This window comes from Pseudomonas frederiksbergensis, assembly GCF_001874645.1.
Taxonomy (GTDB): Bacteria; Pseudomonadota; Gammaproteobacteria; order Pseudomonadales; family Pseudomonadaceae; genus Aquipseudomonas; species Aquipseudomonas frederiksbergensis_B.
Window position 1 is genome coordinate 870,569 of the sequence record NZ_CP017886.1, and the last position, 19,329, is coordinate 889,897.

Annotated in this window: 15 protein-coding genes; 6 read left to right on the forward strand and 9 right to left on the reverse strand. The window is 58.8% G+C overall.

Translation table 11 applies throughout. The features are described from left to right. Positions 1-36: 36 nt before the first annotated feature. Positions 37-1,431 carry a Si-specific NAD(P)(+) transhydrogenase gene (gene sthA, locus BLL42_RS04405; RefSeq protein ID WP_071550948.1) on the reverse strand — a complete coding sequence of 465 codons (1,395 nt, stop codon included), beginning with the start codon at positions 1,429-1,431 and terminating at the stop codon, positions 37-39. Positions 1,432-1,641: 210 nt separating this feature from the next. Continuing rightward, positions 1,642-2,667 carry an FAD:protein FMN transferase gene (locus BLL42_RS04410; RefSeq protein ID WP_071550949.1) on the reverse strand — a complete coding sequence of 342 codons (1,026 nt, stop codon included), beginning with the start codon at positions 2,665-2,667 and terminating at the stop codon, positions 1,642-1,644. A 292-nt stretch (positions 2,668-2,959) separates the two neighbouring features. Between BLL42_RS04410 and BLL42_RS04415 the strand changes: the two genes are divergently transcribed. After that, positions 2,960-4,261: an MFS transporter gene (locus BLL42_RS04415; protein ID WP_071550950.1), complete on the forward strand. Its 1,302-nt coding sequence runs from the start codon at positions 2,960-2,962 to the stop codon at positions 4,259-4,261. Positions 4,262-4,417: 156 nt separating this feature from the next. Here BLL42_RS04415 and ampC read toward each other — a convergent pair whose 3' ends face one another. Then, positions 4,418-5,581, reverse strand: coding sequence for a class C beta-lactamase (gene ampC / locus BLL42_RS04420; RefSeq protein WP_071550951.1), 1,164 nt, complete (start codon positions 5,579-5,581; stop codon positions 4,418-4,420). 180 nt (positions 5,582-5,761) lie between these two features. Continuing rightward, entirely contained in the window at positions 5,762-7,225 is a 1,464-nt protein-coding gene (locus BLL42_RS04425) for a glyceraldehyde-3-phosphate dehydrogenase (RefSeq protein WP_071550952.1), read from the reverse strand. Between the two features lie 168 nt (positions 7,226-7,393). Between BLL42_RS04425 and mfd the strand changes: the two genes are divergently transcribed. From mfd to BLL42_RS04440, 3 genes are read left to right on the forward strand one after another with little or no spacing between them, the layout of a single operon-like run. Beyond that, the gene (gene mfd / locus BLL42_RS04430) at positions 7,394-10,843 is read left to right on the forward strand and encodes a transcription-repair coupling factor (protein ID WP_071555699.1); all 3,450 of its coding nucleotides are present in this window, start codon (positions 7,394-7,396) and stop codon (positions 10,841-10,843) included. A gap of 10 nt (positions 10,844-10,853) precedes the next feature. Continuing rightward, the gene (locus BLL42_RS04435; RefSeq protein ID WP_071550953.1) at positions 10,854-11,432 is read left to right on the forward strand and encodes a CsiV family protein; all 579 of its coding nucleotides are present in this window, start codon (positions 10,854-10,856) and stop codon (positions 11,430-11,432) included. Positions 11,433-11,443: 11 nt separating this feature from the next. Next, a complete protein-coding gene (locus BLL42_RS04440) occupies positions 11,444-14,137 on the forward strand; it encodes a DEAD/DEAH box helicase (protein WP_071550954.1) in 2,694 nt (897 codons plus the stop codon). A gap of 127 nt (positions 14,138-14,264) precedes the next feature. Here the strand turns inward: BLL42_RS04440 and BLL42_RS04445 are convergent, their stop codons facing one another. The 3 genes from BLL42_RS04445 to BLL42_RS04455 form a co-directional block, all read right to left on the reverse strand. Then, positions 14,265-15,008, reverse strand: coding sequence for an S-methyl-5'-thioinosine phosphorylase (locus tag BLL42_RS04445; RefSeq protein WP_071550955.1), 744 nt, complete (start codon positions 15,006-15,008; stop codon positions 14,265-14,267). Positions 15,009-15,020: 12 nt separating this feature from the next. Beyond that, on the reverse strand, positions 15,021-16,031 hold the full coding sequence (gene nagZ / locus BLL42_RS04450) for a beta-N-acetylhexosaminidase (protein ID WP_071550956.1): 1,011 nt from the start codon (positions 16,029-16,031) through the stop codon (positions 15,021-15,023). Between the two features lie 197 nt (positions 16,032-16,228). Beyond that, on the reverse strand, positions 16,229-16,936 hold the full coding sequence (locus BLL42_RS04455; protein WP_071550957.1) for a TetR/AcrR family transcriptional regulator: 708 nt from the start codon (positions 16,934-16,936) through the stop codon (positions 16,229-16,231). Between the two features lie 252 nt (positions 16,937-17,188). On the opposite strand from BLL42_RS04455, the gene lexA reads away from it, so the two are divergent. After that, complete coding sequence (lexA, locus tag BLL42_RS04460; protein WP_019692743.1) at positions 17,189-17,797, forward strand: transcriptional repressor LexA; 609 nt, start codon at positions 17,189-17,191, stop codon at positions 17,795-17,797. Positions 17,798-17,807: 10 nt separating this feature from the next. Further along, positions 17,808-18,281, forward strand: a complete 474-nt coding sequence (gene sulA / locus BLL42_RS04465) for an SOS-induced cell division inhibitor SulA (protein WP_071550958.1) — start codon at positions 17,808-17,810, stop codon at positions 18,279-18,281. A 106-nt stretch (positions 18,282-18,387) separates the two neighbouring features. Here sulA and BLL42_RS04470 read toward each other — a convergent pair whose 3' ends face one another. After that, entirely contained in the window at positions 18,388-18,621 is a 234-nt protein-coding gene (locus BLL42_RS04470; protein WP_019692745.1) for a hypothetical protein, read from the reverse strand. A 151-nt stretch (positions 18,622-18,772) separates the two neighbouring features. Beyond that, positions 18,773-19,297 (reverse strand): DUF6586 family protein, encoded by a 525-nt coding sequence (locus BLL42_RS04475; protein WP_071550959.1) that lies wholly within the window; start codon positions 19,295-19,297, stop codon positions 18,773-18,775. Positions 19,298-19,329: the final 32 nt, after the last annotated feature.

Sequence of the window (19,329 nt, forward strand, 5' to 3'; positions counted from 1 at the left end):
TCTCCCCGGCCGGCTCAGGCCACCGGCCGGAGCCGCTCAAAAAAGCCGGTTGAGGCCGTCGTAGGCCGCTACTCGATAGGCTTCGGCCATGGTCGGGTAGTTGAACGTGGTGTTGACGAAGTACTTCAACGTGTTCTGTTCACCCGGCTGATTCATGATCGCCTGGCCAATGTGAACGATCTCCGACGCCTGATAACCGAAGCAGTGAACGCCAAGCACTGCCAGCGTCTCGCGATGAAACAGGATCTTCAGCATGCCTTGCGGCTCACCGGCGATCTGCGCACGCGCCATGCTCTTGAAGAACGCCTTGCCGACTTCGTACGGCACTTTGGCCTGGGTCAGCTCTTGCTCGTTCTTGCCGATCGAGCTGATCTCCGGAATGGTATAGATCCCGGTCGGTACGTCGTTGACGAAGCGCCAGCTGTTGTTATCGACGATGCTGCCAGCGGCCGAACGACCCTGGTCGTGGGCGGCACTGGCCAGGCTCGGCCAACCAATCACATCGCCTGCACCGTAGATGTTCTGGATGCAGGTGCGATAGTTCTCGTTAACTTCAATCTGGCCACGGCTGTTGACCTTCACACCGACGTTTTCCAGGCCCAAAGCGTCGGTATTACCGGTACGGCCGTTGCACCAGAGCAAGGCGTCGGCCTTGATCTTCTTGCCGGACTTGAGGTGCAGGATCACACCATTGTCCACACCTTCAACACGATCGTAATCTTCGTTGTGGCGCACAGTGATGTTGTTGTTGCTGAAGTGGTAGCTCAGCGCCTGGGAGATTTCCGAGTCGAGGAAGCTCAGCAGTTGACCGCGGTTGTCCACCAGCTCTACCAGCACACCCAGACCACTGAAGATCGAGGCATATTCGCAACCAATCACGCCCGCGCCGTAAACGATGAGTTTACGCGGGGTGTGGCCGAGGCTGAGGATGGTGTCGCTATCGTAGATACGCGGGTGGTGGAAATCGATGTCGGCCGGGCGATACGGACGCGAGCCGGTGGCGATGATGATGTGCTTGGCCACCAGTTTTTCGACCACGCCGTTGGCGCAGACCACTTCGATGGTTTGCTCGTCAGCGAAGCTGCCGGTGCCGAAGAACACGTCAACCCGATTGCGCGCGTAGTAACCGGTGCGCGAGGCGACTTGCTTGGAAATGACTTTTTCTGCGCTTTTCAGCACGTCCGGGAACGAGAACCAGCGAGGCTCACCAATGGCCCGAAACATCGGGTTGGTGTTGAACTGCATGATCTGCCGGACCGAGTGACGCAAAGCCTTGGACGGGATGGTACCCAGGTGGGTGCAGTTACCGCCGACTTGGCGACGACTGTCGACCATCGCCACCTTGCGCCCTGCTTTGGCAGCGTTCATTGCCGCGCCTTCTCCCGCCGGGCCGGAACCCAGCACCACCACGTCGTAGTTGTAGACAGCCATGCGTACTCCTCAGAACAGGCCGCGGCACCCCGTTGGCACCTGCGGCTAAATCATGCCGGCTTTGCGGCATGAAGGAACAATTTGGGGTCAGTCGAGAACCCGGACACAGTCTATAGAAGCGTCAACGCCGCGCACATTAACCCTTGGTCGCGTCGTAGGCTAGTTTTGCCTGCACTACAACGCCAACAATGAGTGTCCATGACACCGTATTTACTTGGTTTTTTCGGCGCTCAGTCGATCAAAAGCCTGACTGGTTCGCGTGACAAAGCCTGTATCGGTTCGAATCACAAAAAATGCACCAATGTCATGCTTTTCGGCGTAATCCCGACCGCGCTCGGGGCCGAGAATCAGCAACAGCGTCGATAAGCCATCGGCCATCAGCGTCGAAGGATGAATCACCGTGACGGACGCCAGAGTATGGGTGATCGGTGCACCGGTTCGGGCATCGAACGTGTGGGAATAGCGCCGGCCATCCTGCATGAAATAATTGCGGTAATCGCCTGAGGTCGAAACACCGTTGCCGTTCAGCGTAATCACCCGCTCGACAACCTGCTGGTCATCGCGCGGCTCCTCCAGCGCAATCTTCCAGGGCGAGCCATCGAGCTTCTTGCCAACGGCCTTGAGCTCACCCGTGGCATCGGCGATGAAGCTGTCGATGCCCATTTCCTGCAACTTCGCAGCGATCCTGTCGATGACGTACCCGGCGCCAATGCTGCCGAAGTCAACCTCGACCGGCGCGTCTTTGCATAACTGATCGCCTTCAATGCGCAGGTGAGCATAACCGACGCGTTGCCGGGCCAGAGCCAAGGCCTCGGCGCTTGGGACTTTTTCATCGCGCGATTGTGGGCCGAACCCCCAAAGGTTCAGCAGCGGCTCCACCGTCAGGTCGTAGGAACCGTCGCTCGCCTCCGACAGTTGCTCGCCAACCTTGACCAACTGCAGGACCGGTGCCGGCATTGACTGACAGCTATTGGCCGGCAAACCATTAAATCGCTCAATGTCAGAGTCACTGCGGTAAGTCGACATCTGCTGATCCACCTCGGCCAGAATCAACTCGACCTGCTTCTGCACCTCGAGCGGCCCAGGGGTACCCGGATGGCGGATGTATTTGATCGAATAAGTGCTGCCCATGGTCGGGCCGCCGAAGCTTTCCATTGAATCGCCGTTACCGCAGCCTGATAAGGCGCCGACAAGCACCACGAAAACGCCCAATCGCCGGTTCAACAATTCGCGCATCTCCCAAAGAATTCCCTGACAGAACGCCAAGGCTGGCCATTATGCGATAGAAGTGTGGGAGCGAGCTTGATCAGCTTCGCCCAGACACCCGGTTTTAATTCACTCAGGTCCGGGATCTGAACTACCTAATGGCTATAACGTTTAAGCAGCACGCTAACTATTGGTTGCCTACTGTTCTTGTTACACATATCGTTACAAAACTGTTCGCGGCACCAGCACAGACCAGCCCCGTCAGTGAGGATGTTTCAAGACCAGGGACTTCTAACAAGACAGCCAAAGTGAGTAAGATCAAATGTCCTCGACCACGGGCAAAGGCAAAGCGATATTTCGCGTTGTCAGCGGCAACTTCCTAGAGATGTTCGACTTCATGGTCTACGGCTTCTACGCCACGGCCATCGCCAAAACCTTCTTTCCTGCCGACAGCGCTTTCGCATCCCTTATGTTGGCACTGACGACCTTCGGTGCTGGCTTCCTTATGCGTCCGCTGGGTGCAATCTTTCTCGGCGCCTACATCGACCGTCACGGCCGCCGCAAAGGCCTGATCATTACCCTCGCGCTGATGGCTGCCGGGACCGTGTTGATTGCCTGCGTGCCGGGTTATGCGACCCTTGGCGTCGTTGCACCGCTGATCGTGCTGTTTGGCCGCTTGCTGCAAGGTTTCTCCGCTGGCGTGGAACTGGGCGGTGTGTCGGTTTACCTGGCCGAGATTGCTACCCCGGGTCGCAAGGGCTTCTTTGTCAGCTGGCAGTCCGCAAGCCAACAAGCCGCCGTAGTATTTGCCGGTTTGCTGGGCGTGGGCCTGAACCACTGGCTGAGCCCGGAACAAATGGGCGACTGGGGCTGGCGTGTGCCGTTCCTGATCGGCTGCATGATCGTGCCGGTCATTTTCGTGATTCGGCGCTCGCTGGAAGAAACCCCTGAGTTCCAGGCGCGCAAACATCGCCCAAGCCTGAGAGACATCGTCCGCTCGATCAGTCAGAACTTCGGCATCGTGCTGGCCGGCATGGCGCTGGTGGTCATGACCACCGTGTCGTTCTACCTGATCACCGCATACACCCCTACGTTCGGTAAAGCCGAACTGCACCTGTCGGACTTCGACGCATTGCTGGTAACCGTGTGCATCGGTCTGTCGAACTTCTTCTGGCTGCCGGTGATGGGTGCGCTGTCCGACAAGATCGGGCGTAAACCGCTGCTGTTGGCGGCGACCATTCTGGCAATCCTGACGGCTTACCCGGCGCTGTCCTGGCTGGTCGCCAACCCGAGCTTCAGCCATCTGCTGATTGTCGAGTTGTGGTTGTCGTTCCTCTATGGCTCGTACAACGGCGCCATGGTGGTGGCCCTGACCGAAATCATGCCGATTGAAGTCCGCACCACTGGTTTCTCCCTGGCTTACAGCCTGGCGACCGCGACGTTTGGCGGTTTCACCCCGGCGGCCTGTACTTACCTGATCTACGTGCTGGACAACAAGGCTGCACCGGGCATCTGGCTCAGCGGCGCGGCGGTGCTTGGTCTGATCGCAACGCTGGTGCTGTTCCGCGGCAACAAGCATGCACTGCGTACCGCGCAAGCCGCTGTAGCCAGCGGCGCTCGCTAGAAAAGATCGCAGCCTGCGGCAGCTCCTACAGTGGATTGGCGTACGTCCTGTAGGAGCTGCCGCAGGTTCGGGCCGCGTTCGGACGATCCTTTGATCGTCTTCCCTTGATTGTCCCCACAGCAAAACGCCCCGACACTCTCGGGGCGTTTTCATTTGTCAGTGATCCAGCTCGCTCAGGATTCGATGCGCCAGGCGAACCCGGGGCTCGTTGGGGTAGCTCTTGTTGGCCAGCACCACAATGCCAAGCTTCTTCTCGGGGACGAAAGCCACATAGGCAGAGAACCCGCCGGTGGAACCCGTCTTGTTGACCCAAACCGCTTCCTGCGGTGACAGGGGCGGGTTTAATGCTGTGACGACATGGCTTTCGTAAATCATCTTGTCGGCGTTGCCTTCAAGCAGCGCGCTCAGCTGCACCGGGTAGTCGTACTGCTCCCAGATCAGGTCTTGAGTCATGGGGCCTACCTGGAAATAGCCCTTGTGCGTCTCCATCAGCGCGCGACTGAGTTTTGCTTCGACCTTTGCGACTCCCAGATTGGCTTCGACAAAGCGAATCAGGTCCGTGGCGCTGGTTTTTACCGAGTAGGCCTCGTCACCCAGCACACCGGAATTCAACCTGACCGGGGCATCCAGTTTGTTGTAACCCTGAGCATAGAGCGATATTTTGCTCGTCGGAACATTGATGAAGCTGTTTGGCATACCGAGCTCAGGAAAGAGTCGCTGTTCCAGCGCCACCGCGAACGGCATCTTCATGCTGGTCGCCGCAATCATGCCCAACGCCCCGATACTGGGGTTGGCATAGGTTCTTTGAGCACCTGGCGCATACGTCGGCTGCCACGTCTTGAAGTAGTCCATCAGTTGTTGGTTGTTCTGTACCTGATCTGGCACCTGCAAGGGGAAGCCGCCTGCGGTATGGGTCGCCAGGTTGACCAGTGTCACTTTATCGAACGGGCTGCCCGCCAGCGCAGGCAGGTACTTGCCGGGGTGGTCAGTGAGTGAAAGCTGACCGTTGACCTCTGCGTAGGTCGCCAAGGTTACCGTGAAGGTTTTACTGATCGAACCGATTTCAAACAGCGTATCGCTCGTGACCTTCTGTTGTGTTTCCTTTGAGGCCACGCCGAAGTTGTAGAACTGCTGCTTGCCATTAGCCGTAACCGCAATGGCCAGGCCGGGAATGTTGTACTGCTGCATGACCTTCTGAGCGGCATCTTGCACGATGCTATCGATAGCCGACGGCTCGGCATTCGCCATGGCGAGGTTGCCGAAAGAGGCGGTACAGGCCAGTAAAAGAGACGCTGCACAACGCTTTTTGATTAGGCGCATTCAAGTTGCCCTCAATTACTTATTTTCGAGCCAAAAAAGGACGACAAACTATCATCTTGATGCGATGGTTCCAGAAGCGTTTTATCACAGAATATTTCGCCAATTCTGTCGCCAGAACAGACAAGCCGCACAAACAAAAACGCCCCGACAAGTCGGGGCGTTTTCATGTGCGGCTAAGGCTTAGCGCGGGAATGCCGGCGGGTTTACACCAGCCATGTCTTCCATCACGCGAACCACCTGGCAGCTGTAACCGAATTCGTTGTCGTACCAAACGTACAGAACAACGCGGTTGTCTTGGCAAATGGTCGCTTCAGCGTCCACCACGCCTGCGTGGCGCGAGCCAACGAAGTCAGTGGAAACCACTTCCTGCGAGTTGACGAAGTCGATTTGCTTATGCAGATCGGAGTGCAGCGCCATGTAGCGCAGGTACTCGTTCATCTCTTCACGGGTGGCGGCTTTCTCAAGGTTCAGGTTGAGGATTGCCATCGACACGTTCGGCGTTGGAACACGGATCGCGTTACCGGTCAGCTTGCCGGCCAGCTCAGGCAGGGCCTTGGCAGCAGCGGTAGCAGCACCGGTCTCGGTGATTACCATGTTCAACGCGGCGCTACGACCACGGCGATCGCCTTTGTGGAAGTTGTCGATCAGGTTCTGGTCGTTGGTGTACGAGTGAACCGTTTCAACGTGACCGTTGACGATGCCAAACTTGTCATTCACAGCCTTCAGCACCGGCACGATGGCGTTGGTGGTGCAAGAGGCCGCGGAAACGATTTTGTCGTCAGCGGTGATTTCGCCGTGGTTGATGCCGTGAACGATGTTCTTCAGCTTGCCTTTGCCAGGCGCAGTCAGAACAACGCGATCGATACCCGGGCAGGTCAGGTGCTGGCCCAGGCCCTCGGCGTCACGCCATACACCGGTGTTGTCCACCAGCAGAGCGTTGTTGATGCCGTACTGGGTGTAGTCCACTTCAGTCGGGTTCTTCGCGTAGATAACCTGGATCAGGTTGCCGTTGGCGGTGATGGTGCTGTTGGCTTCATCGATGGTGATGGTGCCATTGAACGAACCGTGAACCGAATCGCGACGCAGCAGGCTGGCGCGTTTGGTCAGGTCGTTTTCAGCGCCTTTGCGCACAACGATGGCGCGCAGACGCAGGCCGTCGCCACCACCGGTTTTTTCGATCAGGATGCGTGCCAGCAGACGGCCGATACGACCGAAGCCGTACAGCACAACGTCGGTGCCTTTGCGTGCGCTAGCGTTTTGCTGACCCACTACATCGGCCATTTCTTCGCGGACGAACTGCTCGGCAGTGCGACCATTGCCTTCGGTCTTGAATTTGACCGCCAGCTTGCCCAGGTCTACCGAAGCGGCGCCGAGTTTGAGCTCGCTCATCGCCTTGAGCAGCGGGAATGTTTCGTGAACGGACAGTTCGGCGTCATCGGACTGACGATGGCGAGCAAAGCGGTGAGCTTTGAGAATCGCGATGACAGACTGGTTGATCAGGCTGCGGCCATAGATCGAGCTCACCACGTTGTTATTGCGGTAAAGCTGACCGATAAGCGGAATCATCGCTTCTGCGAGTGCTTCACGGTCGATCCATTCACCAAGACACTGGTCGGGCTTCTGAGTCACGGGAACCTTCCACATGTAGGGGCTGAAAAAAGGGGCTACATTATGCCGCCGAGTCGCCTGCGGAGCAATGCACGCCTATCGCAACATGCTTTTCCTTTCGTCGGCGGTAGTCTGCAACTGACAGCCGGCACCTTCGCCCGCTACAATTACCGACTTTGTCGCAACGCTGGAGCTCAACCTTCCGTGCCCGTTCTGCGTCTACCGCTTCTCCCTGCCGCGGCAGGTAAACAGCATTGGGGCAACCTGCCCGGTGCCGCCCTGAGCCTGGCCATCGCCGAGGCCGCCAGCGCTGCCAAGCGCTTTACCCTGCTACTGACCGCCGACAGCCAAAGTGCCGAACGGCTGGAACAGGAGCTGAGTTTCTTCGCCCCCGATTTGCCGGTGCTGCATTTCCCGGACTGGGAAACCCTGCCTTACGACCTGTTTTCGCCGCATCAGGACATTATATCCCAGCGCATCGCCAGCCTGTATCGCCTGCCCGAGTTGAGCCATGGCGTTTTGGTAGTGCCGATCACCACCGCCCTACATCGCCTGGCACCGACCAAATTCCTGCTCGGCAGCAGCCTGGTACTGGACATCGGCCAGAAGCTCGACGTCGAGCAAATGCGCACGCGGTTGGAGGCCACCGGCTATCGCTGTGTCGACACGGTGTATGAGCACGGCGAGTTTGCGGTGCGCGGCGCGCTGATCGACCTGTTCCCGATGGGCAGCAAACTGCCCTACCGCATCGACCTGTTCGATGACGAAATCGAGACCCTGCGTACCTTCGACCCGGAAAACCAGCGCTCCATCGATAAGGTCGAATCGGTTCGGCTGCTGCCAGCCAAAGAGTTCCCACTGCAAAAGGAAGCCGTGACCCGCTTCAAGGCACGCTTCCGTGAGCGCTTCGATGTCGATTTCCGGCGCTGCCCGATCTTTCAGGACCTGAGCAGCGGGATTACACCGGCCGGTATCGAGTACTACTTACCGCTGTTCTTTGACGAAACCTCCACGCTGTTCGACTACCTGCCGCAGGACACCCAGGTGTTTTCCCTGCCTGGTATCGAACAGGCGGCGGAAAACTTCTGGAACGATGTGCGCAACCGCTACGAAGAGCGCCGTATTGATCCATCCCGGCCGTTGTTGCCGCCAGCCGAACTGTTCCTGCCGGTGGAAGACTGCTTCGCGCGCCTCAAGAGTTGGCCACGGGTGGTTGCCAGCCAGCAAGACGTCGAAACCGGTGTCGGCCGCGAGCGCTTTCCGGCCACGCCGCTGCCGAACCTCGCCATCGAAGCCAAGGCCAACCAACCGCTGCAAGCGCTGTCGAACTTCCTCGATGCGTTTTCCGGTCGCGTGCTGTTTACCGCCGAGTCGGCCGGTCGCCGCGAAGTGCTGCTGGAACTGCTCGAACGCCTGAAGCTGCGGCCGAAAACCGTCGACAGCTGGCCGGATTTCGTCGCCAGTAAAGAACGCCTGGCGATCACCATCGCACCGCTGGATGAAGGTCTGCTGCTGGACGATCCGGCCCTGGCACTGATCGCCGAAAGTCCGCTGTTTGGTCAGCGAGTGATGCAGCGCCGCCGCCGCGAGAAGCGTGCCGATGCCAATAACGATGCAGTGATCAAAAACCTCACCGAACTGCGCGAAGCCGCGCCGGTGGTGCATATCGATCATGGCGTTGGCCGTTATTTGGGCCTCGCGACCCTGGAAATCGACAACCAGGCCGCCGAGTTCCTGACCCTCGAATACGCCGAGGGTGCCAAGCTTTATGTGCCTGTGGCCAACCTGCATTTGATCGCCCGCTACACCGGCAGCGATGACGCACTGGCGCCGCTGCACCGCCTCGGCTCCGAGACCTGGCAGAAAGCCAAACGCAAGGCTGCCGAACAGGTCCGCGATGTCGCCGCCGAGTTGCTCGACATCTATGCTCGTCGTGCAGCCCGCGAAGGTTATGCCTTCGCCGACCCGAAAGCTGATTACGCGACCTTCAGCGCCGGTTTCCCGTTCGAAGAAACTCCCGACCAGCAAACCACCATCGAAGCAGTGCGCGAAGACATGCTCGCACCGAAACCGATGGATCGACTGGTCTGCGGTGACGTCGGCTTCGGCAAGACCGAAGTGGCGATGCGCGCGGCATTCATTGCCGTGCACGGCGGACGTCAGGTCGCGATTCTGGTGCCGACCACCCTGCTCGCCCAACAGCACTACAACAGCTTCCGCGACCGCTTCGCCGACTGGCCAGTGACCGTGGAAGTGATGAGTCGCTTCAAGTCGACCAAGGAAGTGAATGCCGCCGTCGCCGATCTCGCCGAAGGCAAGATCGACATCGTCATCGGCACACACAAGCTGCTGCAAGACGACGTGAAGATCAAAAACCTCGGGCTGGTGATCATCGACGAAGAACACCGTTTTGGTGTTCGTCAGAAGGAACAGCTCAAGGCTCTGCGCAGCGAAGTCGACATCCTGACCCTGACCGCCACGCCGATTCCGCGCACGCTGAACATGGCGGTGTCAGGCATGCGCGATCTGTCGATCATCGCCACACCTCCAGCGCGACGCTTGTCGGTACGCACCTTCGTCATGGAACAGAACAAGAGCACGGTCAAAGAGGCCCTGCTCCGTGAATTGCTGCGTGGCGGCCAGGTTTATTACCTGCACAATGACGTGAAAACCATCGAGAAATGCGCCGCCGACCTGGCTGAACTGGTGCCGGAAGCACGGATCGGTATCGGTCACGGGCAGATGCGCGAGCGCGAACTCGAACAAGTGATGAGCGACTTCTACCACAAGCGCTTCAACGTGCTGATCGCCTCGACCATCATCGAGACCGGCATTGACGTGCCAAGCGCCAATACCATCATCATCGAGCGTGCCGACAAGTTCGGTCTGGCGCAGTTGCACCAACTGCGTGGCCGCGTCGGTCGCAGTCACCACCAGGCTTACGCCTACCTGCTGACACCACCGCGCCAACAGATCACGCCAGACGCGGAAAAACGTCTGGAAGCGATCGCCAATACTCAGGATCTCGGCGCAGGCTTCGTGCTTGCCACCAACGATCTGGAAATCCGTGGCGCCGGCGAACTGCTGGGCGATGGTCAGAGCGGGCAGATCCAGGCTGTCGGCTTCACCCTGTACATGGAAATGCTCGAACGCGCGGTGAAATCCATCCGCAAGGGCGAGCAGCCAAACCTCGATCAACCGCTGGGTGGCGGCCCGGAAATCAACCTGCGCTTGCCGGCGCTGATCCCGGAAGACTACCTGCCGGACGTCCACGCACGACTGATCCTCTACAAACGCATCGCTTCGGCGACCGACGAGGAGGGTCTCAAAGACCTGCAAGTGGAGATGATCGATCGCTTCGGCCTGCTGCCCGAACCGACCAAGAACCTGGTGCGCATGACCTTGCTGAAACTGCAGGCCGAGCAACTGGGGATCAAGAAAGTCGATGGCGGTCCGCAAGGCGGTCGTATCGAGTTCGACGCGCAAACGCCGGTCGATCCGCTGGTGCTGATCAAGCTGATCCAGGGCCAACCCAACCGCTACAAATTCGAAGGCGCCACGATGTTCAAATTCATGGTGCCGATGGAGCGCCCGGAAGAGCGCTTTAATACAGTGGAGGCGCTGTTTGAGCGCCTTACTCCAAAAACTGCTTGAAGGACGCCACATGCGCCTGTTTCGCTCATTGACCCTGTTGTTGACCCTGTTGTTGACCCTCGTCGCCCCGACGGCGTTTGCCGACAGCTTGTATCAGGTTGAAATGATCCTGGTCCGCCAGAACGCCGTACCGGCCATTGTCAGCCGCTCCGCGCCGGAAGACTGGGCCGCTGGCGCACAGCCAGTGACCGCCGACAGCCTGCGCACACCAAGCCTCAACGCCGAGGCTGAAAAACTGCGCGCCAGCAGCGATTACACAGTGCTGTTGCACAAGGCCTGGCAACAGAGCCTCGGTGACGTCGAGAGCAAAGTCTCGATCAGCGACGGCCGGGAGCAGTACGGCCAGTTCCCGATCGAAGGCACGCTGAACCTGAAACTCGGCCGCTTCACCGACGTCGACGCGAACTTCTGGGTCAACCAGTTCGACGCCAATGGCCGGGTCACTGCCAGCGAACGACTGAAGCAGGAGAGCCACACCAAGAACGGTCAGCTCAACTACCTCGACAACGGCCACCTGGCTCTGATGATCAAGATCACCTCGCTCACTGCAACTGCGCGTCCACCAGTACCCGACGTTCTCCCGGACTGATCGAAGTCCCTATGCCCCCGAGCCTGAGCAAACCCCTGGCCCCTTCCTGGGTCAGCCGATTCAAGGAACAAAGCCTGGAGCGTGGCCGCCGCTACGCACTGGAAAATCGCGCCAGGATCGTCGAGGCCGGCGACAGCACCGTCACCGCCAGTTGCGAAGGCTCTGGCGGCAATGTTTACCGTCAGACCATTACGCTGCGCGAATCCGCCAAAGGCACGCTGTTATTGGTTGATGCAACGTGCAGCTGCCCGGTACGCGTGAACTGCAAGCATTGCGCTGCGGTGCTGCTCAAAGTCCAGGAAACCCTTGAGTACCCAGCCGCAGCCAAAGACGCCGAGCTGCTGGAAAAGCTTCAGGCCGTCCTCGAAAACCGCACGCCCGCGCCTTTGCCGCAACAGTGGGTGGATAACGTACAACCGGTGCCGCGCCTGTGGTTGGCAAGCATCGAGTTCAGCGCCTTTGAACCGCGCAACGGCAAAATGCAGCGCTACATCCAGCACCGTGCCGCGCTGTCCTTCAGCTATTTGGATGAATACGTCAGCGGGCAGAAAAATACCGACATCCTGATCCGACAGGAACAGCAAACGCTGCGGATCAAACGCCAGCCGGACGTCGAAAAGGCCTACCGGGAACAGTTGCGAATCCTTGGATTCAAGGTCGCGACGAGGCAAAGCAAAGCCTTGCCGGAAAGCGCCGGCGAACTCTATGAGATGGTCAACGACAGCGCCTGGCTGACCTTCACCCTCAATGAGCTGCCCACGTTGCGCACCCAAGGCTGGGAGCTGCAAATTGACGAAGACTTCGGCTTTGACCTGACGGCGGTCGATGACTGGTACGCCACGGTCGAAGAGGCGCCGGAACGCGACTGGTTTGATCTGGAACTGGGGATTATCGTCAATGGCGAGCGCCTCAGTCTGCTGCCAATCCTGCTGAACCTGATGCGCTCGCATACCGAAATCCTCAATCCGGAACGCCTGGCCAAGCGCCGCGACGACGAGTTGATTCTGGTGAGCATCCCGCACCGTCCGAACTCCGAATACGGCCCGTTGCAGGTCGCGCTGCCGTTCGGTCGTTTGAAACCGGTGCTGGCGACCCTTGGCGAGTTTTACCTGCAAGAGCCCGGCGAAACCAGGTTGCGCCTGAGCAGCGCCGACGCCACCCGCCTGAATCCGCTGGAAGATATGCCCCTGCTCTGGGAAGGTGGCGAGCACATCCGCACCTTCGCCCAGCGCCTGCGTGACATCAAGGACTACGCAGCCGAGGCGCCCGAAGGGCTGAACGCCACATTACGGCCTTATCAGCTTGAAGGCTTGAGCTGGATGCAGTCGCTGCGGCAACTGGAAGTCGGCGGCATTCTTGCGGACGACATGGGTCTAGGCAAAACCCTACAGACCCTGGCGCATGTGCTGACCGAGAAAAACGCCGGACGCCTCGACCGGCCGAGCATAGTGGTCATGCCCACCAGCCTGATTCCCAACTGGCTCGACGAAGCGGCGCACTTTGCCCCGCAGCTCAAAGTACTGGCGCTGTATGGCGCCGGACGTAAAAAACACTTTGAGCATTTGGCCGAGTACGACCTGATTCTCACCACCTACGCGCTGCTGCCCAAGGATGTCGAACGCCTGGCGGCGCAACCATTGCACATGCTGGTGCTCGACGAAGCGCAATACATCAAGAACCCCAACAGCAAGGCCGCTCATGCAGCGCGAATGCTCAATGCCCGGCAGCGCCTGTGCCTGAGCGGCACACCGCTGGAAAATCACTTGGGTGAGCTGTGGTCGCTGTTTCACTTCCTGCTGCCCGGTTGGCTGGGCGACGTGAAAAGCTTCAATCGTGATTACCGCGTGCCAATCGAAAAACGTGCCAGCGACGTACGACTGCAACACCTGAACGGTCGGATCAAACCGTTTCTGTTGCGCCGAACCAAGGAACAGGTCGCCACTGAGTTGCCGCCAAAAACCGAGATTGTCCACTGGGTCGAGCTTAACGAAGCGCAGCGTGACGTTTATGAAACCATGCGCCTGGCCATGGACAAGAAAGTCCGCGACGAAATCACCCGCAAAGGCGTGGCGCGTAGCCAGATCATCATTCTTGAGGCGCTGCTCAAGCTACGTCAGGTGTGCTGCGATCTGCGCCTGGTCAATGAGGCCGCCCTGCCCACTCGCGGCAGCACCTCGGGCAAGCTCGACAGCCTGATGGACATGCTTGAGGAACTGTTCGAAGAAGGCCGCAAAATCCTGCTATTTTCACAGTTCACCTCGATGCTGTCCCTGATCGAAGATGAGCTGAATAAACGCGGTATTGCTTACGCACTATTGACCGGGCAAACCCGCGATCGACGCACTCCCGTGAAAGACTTCCAGAGCGGAAAGCGCCAGATCTTTCTGATCAGCCTGAAAGCGGGCGGCGTTGGCCTTAACCTGACGGAAGCCGACACGGTGATTCACTACGACCCGTGGTGGAACCCGGCGACAGAAAACCAGGCCACCGACCGCGCTTACCGGATCGGCCAAGAGAAGCCGGTGTTCGTCTACAAGATGATTGCTCGCGGGACCGTCGAAGAGAAAATCCAGCATTTGCAGAAGGAAAAATCCGACCTGGCGGCCGGCGTACTGGATGGGCGCACGACCGGGGACTGGAAGCTGCAGAGCGACGATATTGAAGCGTTGTTTGCGCCGCTACCGGACAAACAAGGCAAACGCTAAGCCTATAAACCGGAACGCGGTCCAATGTAGGAGCTGCCGCAGGCTGCGATCTTTTAGCGCTCTTGCGAGCGCTGAAGATCAAAAGATCGTCCGAACGCGGCCCGAGCCTTCGCCAGCTCCTACAAAATCAGATATTCGCTGCCAACACCCGCGCCAATGTCGACTTCACCTTGCCCATCCCGTCATGCAGCGCCTGTTCGATCTCGGCCATGGTAATCACCGCCGTCGATTTGCCCGCTGCCGGATTCACCACCAGCGCCAGGCAGGCGTAATCCAGTTCCAGCTCACGGGCCAATGCGGCTTCCGGCATACCGGTCATGCCGACGATATCGCAACCGTCACGTTCCAGACGGGCGATCTCGGCAACGGTTTCCAGACGCGGCCCCTGCGTGCAGGCATACACACCGTGGCTGCTGTAAGCGCAGCCTTCAGCTGCCAACGCGGCAATCAACTGCTCACGCAATGGTTCGCTGTAGGGATAGCTGAAATCGATGTGGGTGACCTGCTCCAGATCATCGGCAAAATAGGTATGCTGGCGACCGCTGGTGTAATCGATCAACTGATGTGGCACACAGAAATGTCCTGTGCCCATGGCGGCATGAATCCCACCGACCGCGTTGACCGCCAGAATGGCCTCCGCGCCCGCCTGCTTCAGCGCCCACAGGTTGGCCCGGTAATTCACCTGATGCGGCGGAAAACGGTGCGGATGGCCGTGACGAGCGAGAAACAGCACTTCACGCCCGGCGTACTCACCGACTTGGATCTCGGCCGACGGCGCACCGTACGGCGTGTCCAGAGCCAATGACTGGCGAATGCTCAAACCTTCGAGCTGGGTCAGACCGGTGCCACCGATAATCGCGTAAACCGTCATTGCAAAAAGTCCTTAATCAATCAGTTGGGCATCTTTGAGCGCGCCAAGGGCGGTAAGCCAGCGCGGATCCTGCCGGTAATCGGTACTGGCGAACGACTGGCTTCGCATCTTTGCGATACGTGCAGACGGCTTGACCTTCAAACGCTGAGCCGCACTCAGGGCCAGCTCGGCAGCCGCGCGATCATTACAGACCAGGCCCATATCGCAACCGGCAGACAGTGCTGCCTCGATTCGACTGGCCGCGTCACCCACCACATGGGCGCCGGCCATCGACAGATCATCGCTGAAGATCACCCCGTCAAACTGCAACTCGCCGCGCAGGATGTCCTGCAACCAGCGGCGCGAGAAGCCGGCCGGCTGCGAGTCAACGTGCGGATAGATCACGTGAGCAGGCATCACGGCCGCCAGTTGTTTGCTCAAGCGCGCGAACGGCACGAGGTCCTTGGCGCGGATTTCCTCAAGACTGCGCTCGTCATTCGGAATCGCAACGTGCGAATCCGCCTCCGCCCAGCCGTGACCAGGGAAGTGCTTGCCGGTAGCCGCCATGCCGGCGCTGTTCATGCCGCGAATGAACGCCCCTGCCAGCAAGGCCGCGCGCTCTGGATCACCTTCGAACGAACGGGTACCGACCACGGCACTGCGCTGGTAGTCGAGGTCCAGCACCGGGGCGAAGCTCAGGTCGAGGCCGACGGCCAGCACTTCGGTCGCCATGATCCAGCCACACTGCTCGGCCAGGTATTCGGCGTTCGGGTTGTCAGCAATCGCGCGCATGGCTGGCAGACGCACGAAGCCCTGACGCAGACGCTGCACCCGACCGCCCTCCTGGTCCACTGCCAACAGCAAGTCTGGCCGCACCGCACGAATCGACGCACTCAACTCACGGACCTGACGCGGATGTTCGATATTGCGTGCAAAAATGATCAGGCCACCCACTTCGGGCTGACGCAACAGTTGGCGATCTTCGGCCGTCAGCCAGGTACCGGCGACGTCCACCATCAACGAGCCTTGCAGGCCAGCAGTCATAAAAATTCCTTGATAACGAAAAGCGCGCGCGGCGCATCTTTGAAGAGCCCGGCTCGGCGCAGACACACGACTTCGCCGCCAAGGGAGATGCCCGGCGGAACGTGGTCGGCAAGGGAGAAATGGAGCGGGTCTGAAACGAGAGTCGGCATGGGCGGCTAGCTTAGCGGATGTAAGCTGCCGCGCCCACCCGTGCGCGGTTAAACCTTGGCGGCCACGGGTGCCGATTTGCTCCGAGGACGCAACTGGGCCGACGCCATGGCATCGTCGGTGACGCCGGTTTCTGCGCGCATTCCAGCGGCCAGGAACGGCACCATCAAACGCATCACCTGCTCGATCGAGGTGTTCACCCCGAAATCGGTCTCGGCAATGGCACGCAAGGCTTTGATCCCTGACATGCTGAACGCCGCTGCGCCGAGCATGAAGTGCACGCGCCAGAACAGTTCGATAGGTGGAATACGCGGTGCGGCTTCATTGACCAGCATCATGTAACGACGGAACACCTTGCCGTACATGTCTTCCAGGTAACGACGCAAGTGCCCCTGGCTCTGGCTGAATGCCAACCCCAACAGGCGCATGAAGATAGACAAATCATTGCCGCTGCGTGGCTGCACCACAAGGGCTTGTTCAACGAGGATCTCCAGCAGCTCTTCGAGGCTCGGCTTATTGTCCGGCTTGGCCTGACGGCGCTCCAGCTCACGATCGAGGCTGATGCAGAAAGGCCCGAGAAAACGCGAGAAGACGGCTTGAATCAAGGCCTTCTTTGAGCCGAAATGATAATTCACCGCCGCAAGATTGACCCCAGCCTTGCTGGTGATCAGCCGCAATGAAGTTTCGGCAAAACCTTTTTCCGCGAACAACTGCTCGGCAGCATCAAGAATGCGTTCAACGGTTTCCGACTGGGCCATGGCTACTCCGCCTGACAAACACTTGTTTGAAACATACGTTTCAGCCTGGGCCTTGTCAAGTCTGCCAGTTCGTTTTGCGAACGGTCGGTCAGCTATTTAACCATATAAGTCGGGGGCTGTAGCCAGTCCTACAGGCAGCAAGCTGACGACCTGTAAACCGACCGTCCAGCGGCCGGATAAAAAAGGAGGATTGCCAAGACCACTTCACTGTATATAATCCCAGTCACTGTATAAAAAGACAGAGCGATCGACATGCTAAAACTGACGCCACGCCAAGCTGAGATTCTGGCTTTTATCAAACGTTGCCTCGAAGACAACGGCTATCCGCCGACCCGCGCGGAAATCGCCCTGGAGCTTGGCTTCAAGTCGCCCAATGCTGCTGAAGAACACCTCAAGGCACTGGCGCGCAAGGGTGCAATCGAAATGACGCCCGGCGCCTCACGCGGCATTCGCATCCCGGGCTTCGAAGCCAAGGCCGACGAGTCTACCCTGCCCATCATTGGCCGGGTTGCTGCTGGCGCTCCGATTCTCGCCCAACAGCACATCGAAGAGTCCTGCAACATCAATCCTTCCTTCTTCCATCCACGCGCCGACTATTTGTTGCGCGTTCACGGCATGAGCATGAAGGACGTGGGGATTTTCGACGGCGACCTACTCGCCGTGCACACCACGCGTGAGGCCCGTAACGGCCAGATCGTAGTTGCGCGGATCGGTGACGAAGTGACCGTCAAGCGCTTCAAGCGCGACGGCAGCAAGGTCTGGTTGATTGCCGAAAACCCCGAGTTTGCCCCGATCGAAGTGAACCTGAAAGATCAGGACCTGGTGATCGAAGGCTTGAGTGTCGGCGTCATTCGCCGCTAAAGGAGGCGTTATGCAGTTCCCTCACACACCACAGCACACACAACTTCCGCTGTTCGAAGCGTTCATGGCTCAGCCGCTGGCGCCGATTCTCAAAGACGTGGTTGAGTCGCCCTGGAGCGCCGAACCCGAAGCGTTCAGTGAGCTGTCATTGCGTGGTGCGGCTGGGAACTGCCTGAACCTTCTAGCCCCCATCCTCAGAGAGTTGAGCCAGGACAAGGACGCTCGCTGGCTGACGCTGATCGCTCCGCCTGCCAGCCTGACTCAAGCCTGGCTGCGAGATGCCGGCCTGAACCGCGAACGCATTCTGCTGCTGCAACCACGGGGAACACAAAGCGCCCAGCAACTTGCTTGCGAAGCCTTGCGCCTGGGCCGCAGCCACACCGTTGTGAGTTGGCTGAACCCGTTGAGCTCCAGCGTGCGCCAACAGCTGATCAGCGCCGCCCGTACCGGGGATGCTCAAAGTCTGAATATTCGGCTGGGTTAAGTGATACGCACTGTACACTTGAAAAGCGCAGGGCTTCTCCAGAACAGAGAAGCCAATCTGTAACGCTGATGTGAAATGATGCCTTACGAAAAGACGTCGAACGGAATCAATGAAGAATCCGCGGCCCTTCTTCTTTGTCGAATTCGCCTTCAACCAAGCGCCCAGCCATCTGCACACCCACGCTCAACATCGCCTTGGCGACTTCAACGTGCTGGCCCTGCAGGAACGCTTTGGCGTCTTCAGAGAAGTTCAAAGTCACCAGAGAACCCTCATCCTCAGCTCTGCGCAGCTCAATACGACCGTCTGGCAGCTCGACAATTTCTAGAAAGGACGTTGGCATAAAGGTCTGTTCTCCACGAAAGGCGGGGATTATATAGTCATCAGCACAGCTTCGCTCGGGATCTTGACCGGCTGCACGTCACCGAAACCAATACTGAAGATCATCCCTGATTCATGACCATCGCTGAACGCTCAGCGTTCAGTACAGAGATTCAGCACTCATTCAACCCTTCGCGAAACCGAATCGCCAAGTCTTTGAGGTTCTGGCGCCAGCTTTCCAGCTCTTCTCGACTCAACGCTTGAGGCGTCTCTTCTTCGTCCAGGTTAACCGCCATGATCAACGGCCGCGTCACATCGCCTTTGGGTTTGTGCGGCACGCGTGGTGGCTGAAACAGCGCGGCATGGGCAGCCAGAAGCTTTGCCAGCCAGGTTTCAGGATTGTTCGCCAACTCGACCATCTCCGCCATCTCTGGAATAGCGATGGCTTCAAGTACTTCACGGGTCAGCAGCAATTCTGCTCTCGGCGCATTGGCCTGAGGCAAACGGTAGAAACCGGCAATCTCATGGCACAAACCCAGCAGCGCGCCGTATAAATGAAACAACGCTGACTCACGCCCTGCCTGGATCAACGCCAGGGAGTTCATCGCCCGCCCCTCCTCCGCTCGGGCCAACGCCTCAAGCGACAGACCGGCGAAGTAAATTTTCTGATTGGTACGGGTATAGAGCTCAAAGGCCATGACGGCAGTCTCCACAACGAAATAAGACGCGT

What these genes read in the sequence shown, in the direction of transcription:
- sthA (WP_071550948.1), bottom strand. Translation starts at nt 1,431, where the DNA reads ATGGCTGTCTACAACTACGACGTGGTGGTGCTGGGTTCCGGCCCGGCG.
- BLL42_RS04410 (WP_071550949.1), bottom strand. Translation starts at nt 2,667, where the DNA reads ATGCGCGAATTGTTGAACCGGCGATTGGGCGTTTTCGTGGTGCTTGTC.
- BLL42_RS04415 (WP_071550950.1), top strand. Translation starts at nt 2,960, where the DNA reads ATGTCCTCGACCACGGGCAAAGGCAAAGCGATATTTCGCGTTGTCAGC.
- ampC (WP_071550951.1), bottom strand. Translation starts at nt 5,581, where the DNA reads ATGCGCCTAATCAAAAAGCGTTGTGCAGCGTCTCTTTTACTGGCCTGT.
- BLL42_RS04425 (WP_071550952.1), bottom strand. Translation starts at nt 7,225, where the DNA reads ATGTGGAAGGTTCCCGTGACTCAGAAGCCCGACCAGTGTCTTGGTGAA.
- BLL42_RS04435 (WP_071550953.1), top strand. Translation starts at nt 10,854, where the DNA reads ATGCGCCTGTTTCGCTCATTGACCCTGTTGTTGACCCTGTTGTTGACC.
- BLL42_RS04440 (WP_071550954.1), top strand. Translation starts at nt 11,444, where the DNA reads ATGCCCCCGAGCCTGAGCAAACCCCTGGCCCCTTCCTGGGTCAGCCGA.
- BLL42_RS04445 (WP_071550955.1), bottom strand. Translation starts at nt 15,008, where the DNA reads ATGACGGTTTACGCGATTATCGGTGGCACCGGTCTGACCCAGCTCGAA.
- nagZ (WP_071550956.1), bottom strand. Translation starts at nt 16,031, where the DNA reads ATGACTGCTGGCCTGCAAGGCTCGTTGATGGTGGACGTCGCCGGTACC.
- BLL42_RS04455 (WP_071550957.1), bottom strand. Translation starts at nt 16,936, where the DNA reads ATGGCCCAGTCGGAAACCGTTGAACGCATTCTTGATGCTGCCGAGCAG.
- lexA (WP_019692743.1), top strand. Translation starts at nt 17,189, where the DNA reads ATGCTAAAACTGACGCCACGCCAAGCTGAGATTCTGGCTTTTATCAAA.
- sulA (WP_071550958.1), top strand. Translation starts at nt 17,808, where the DNA reads ATGCAGTTCCCTCACACACCACAGCACACACAACTTCCGCTGTTCGAA.
- BLL42_RS04470 (WP_019692745.1), bottom strand. Translation starts at nt 18,621, where the DNA reads ATGCCAACGTCCTTTCTAGAAATTGTCGAGCTGCCAGACGGTCGTATT.
- BLL42_RS04475 (WP_071550959.1), bottom strand. Translation starts at nt 19,297, where the DNA reads ATGGCCTTTGAGCTCTATACCCGTACCAATCAGAAAATTTACTTCGCC.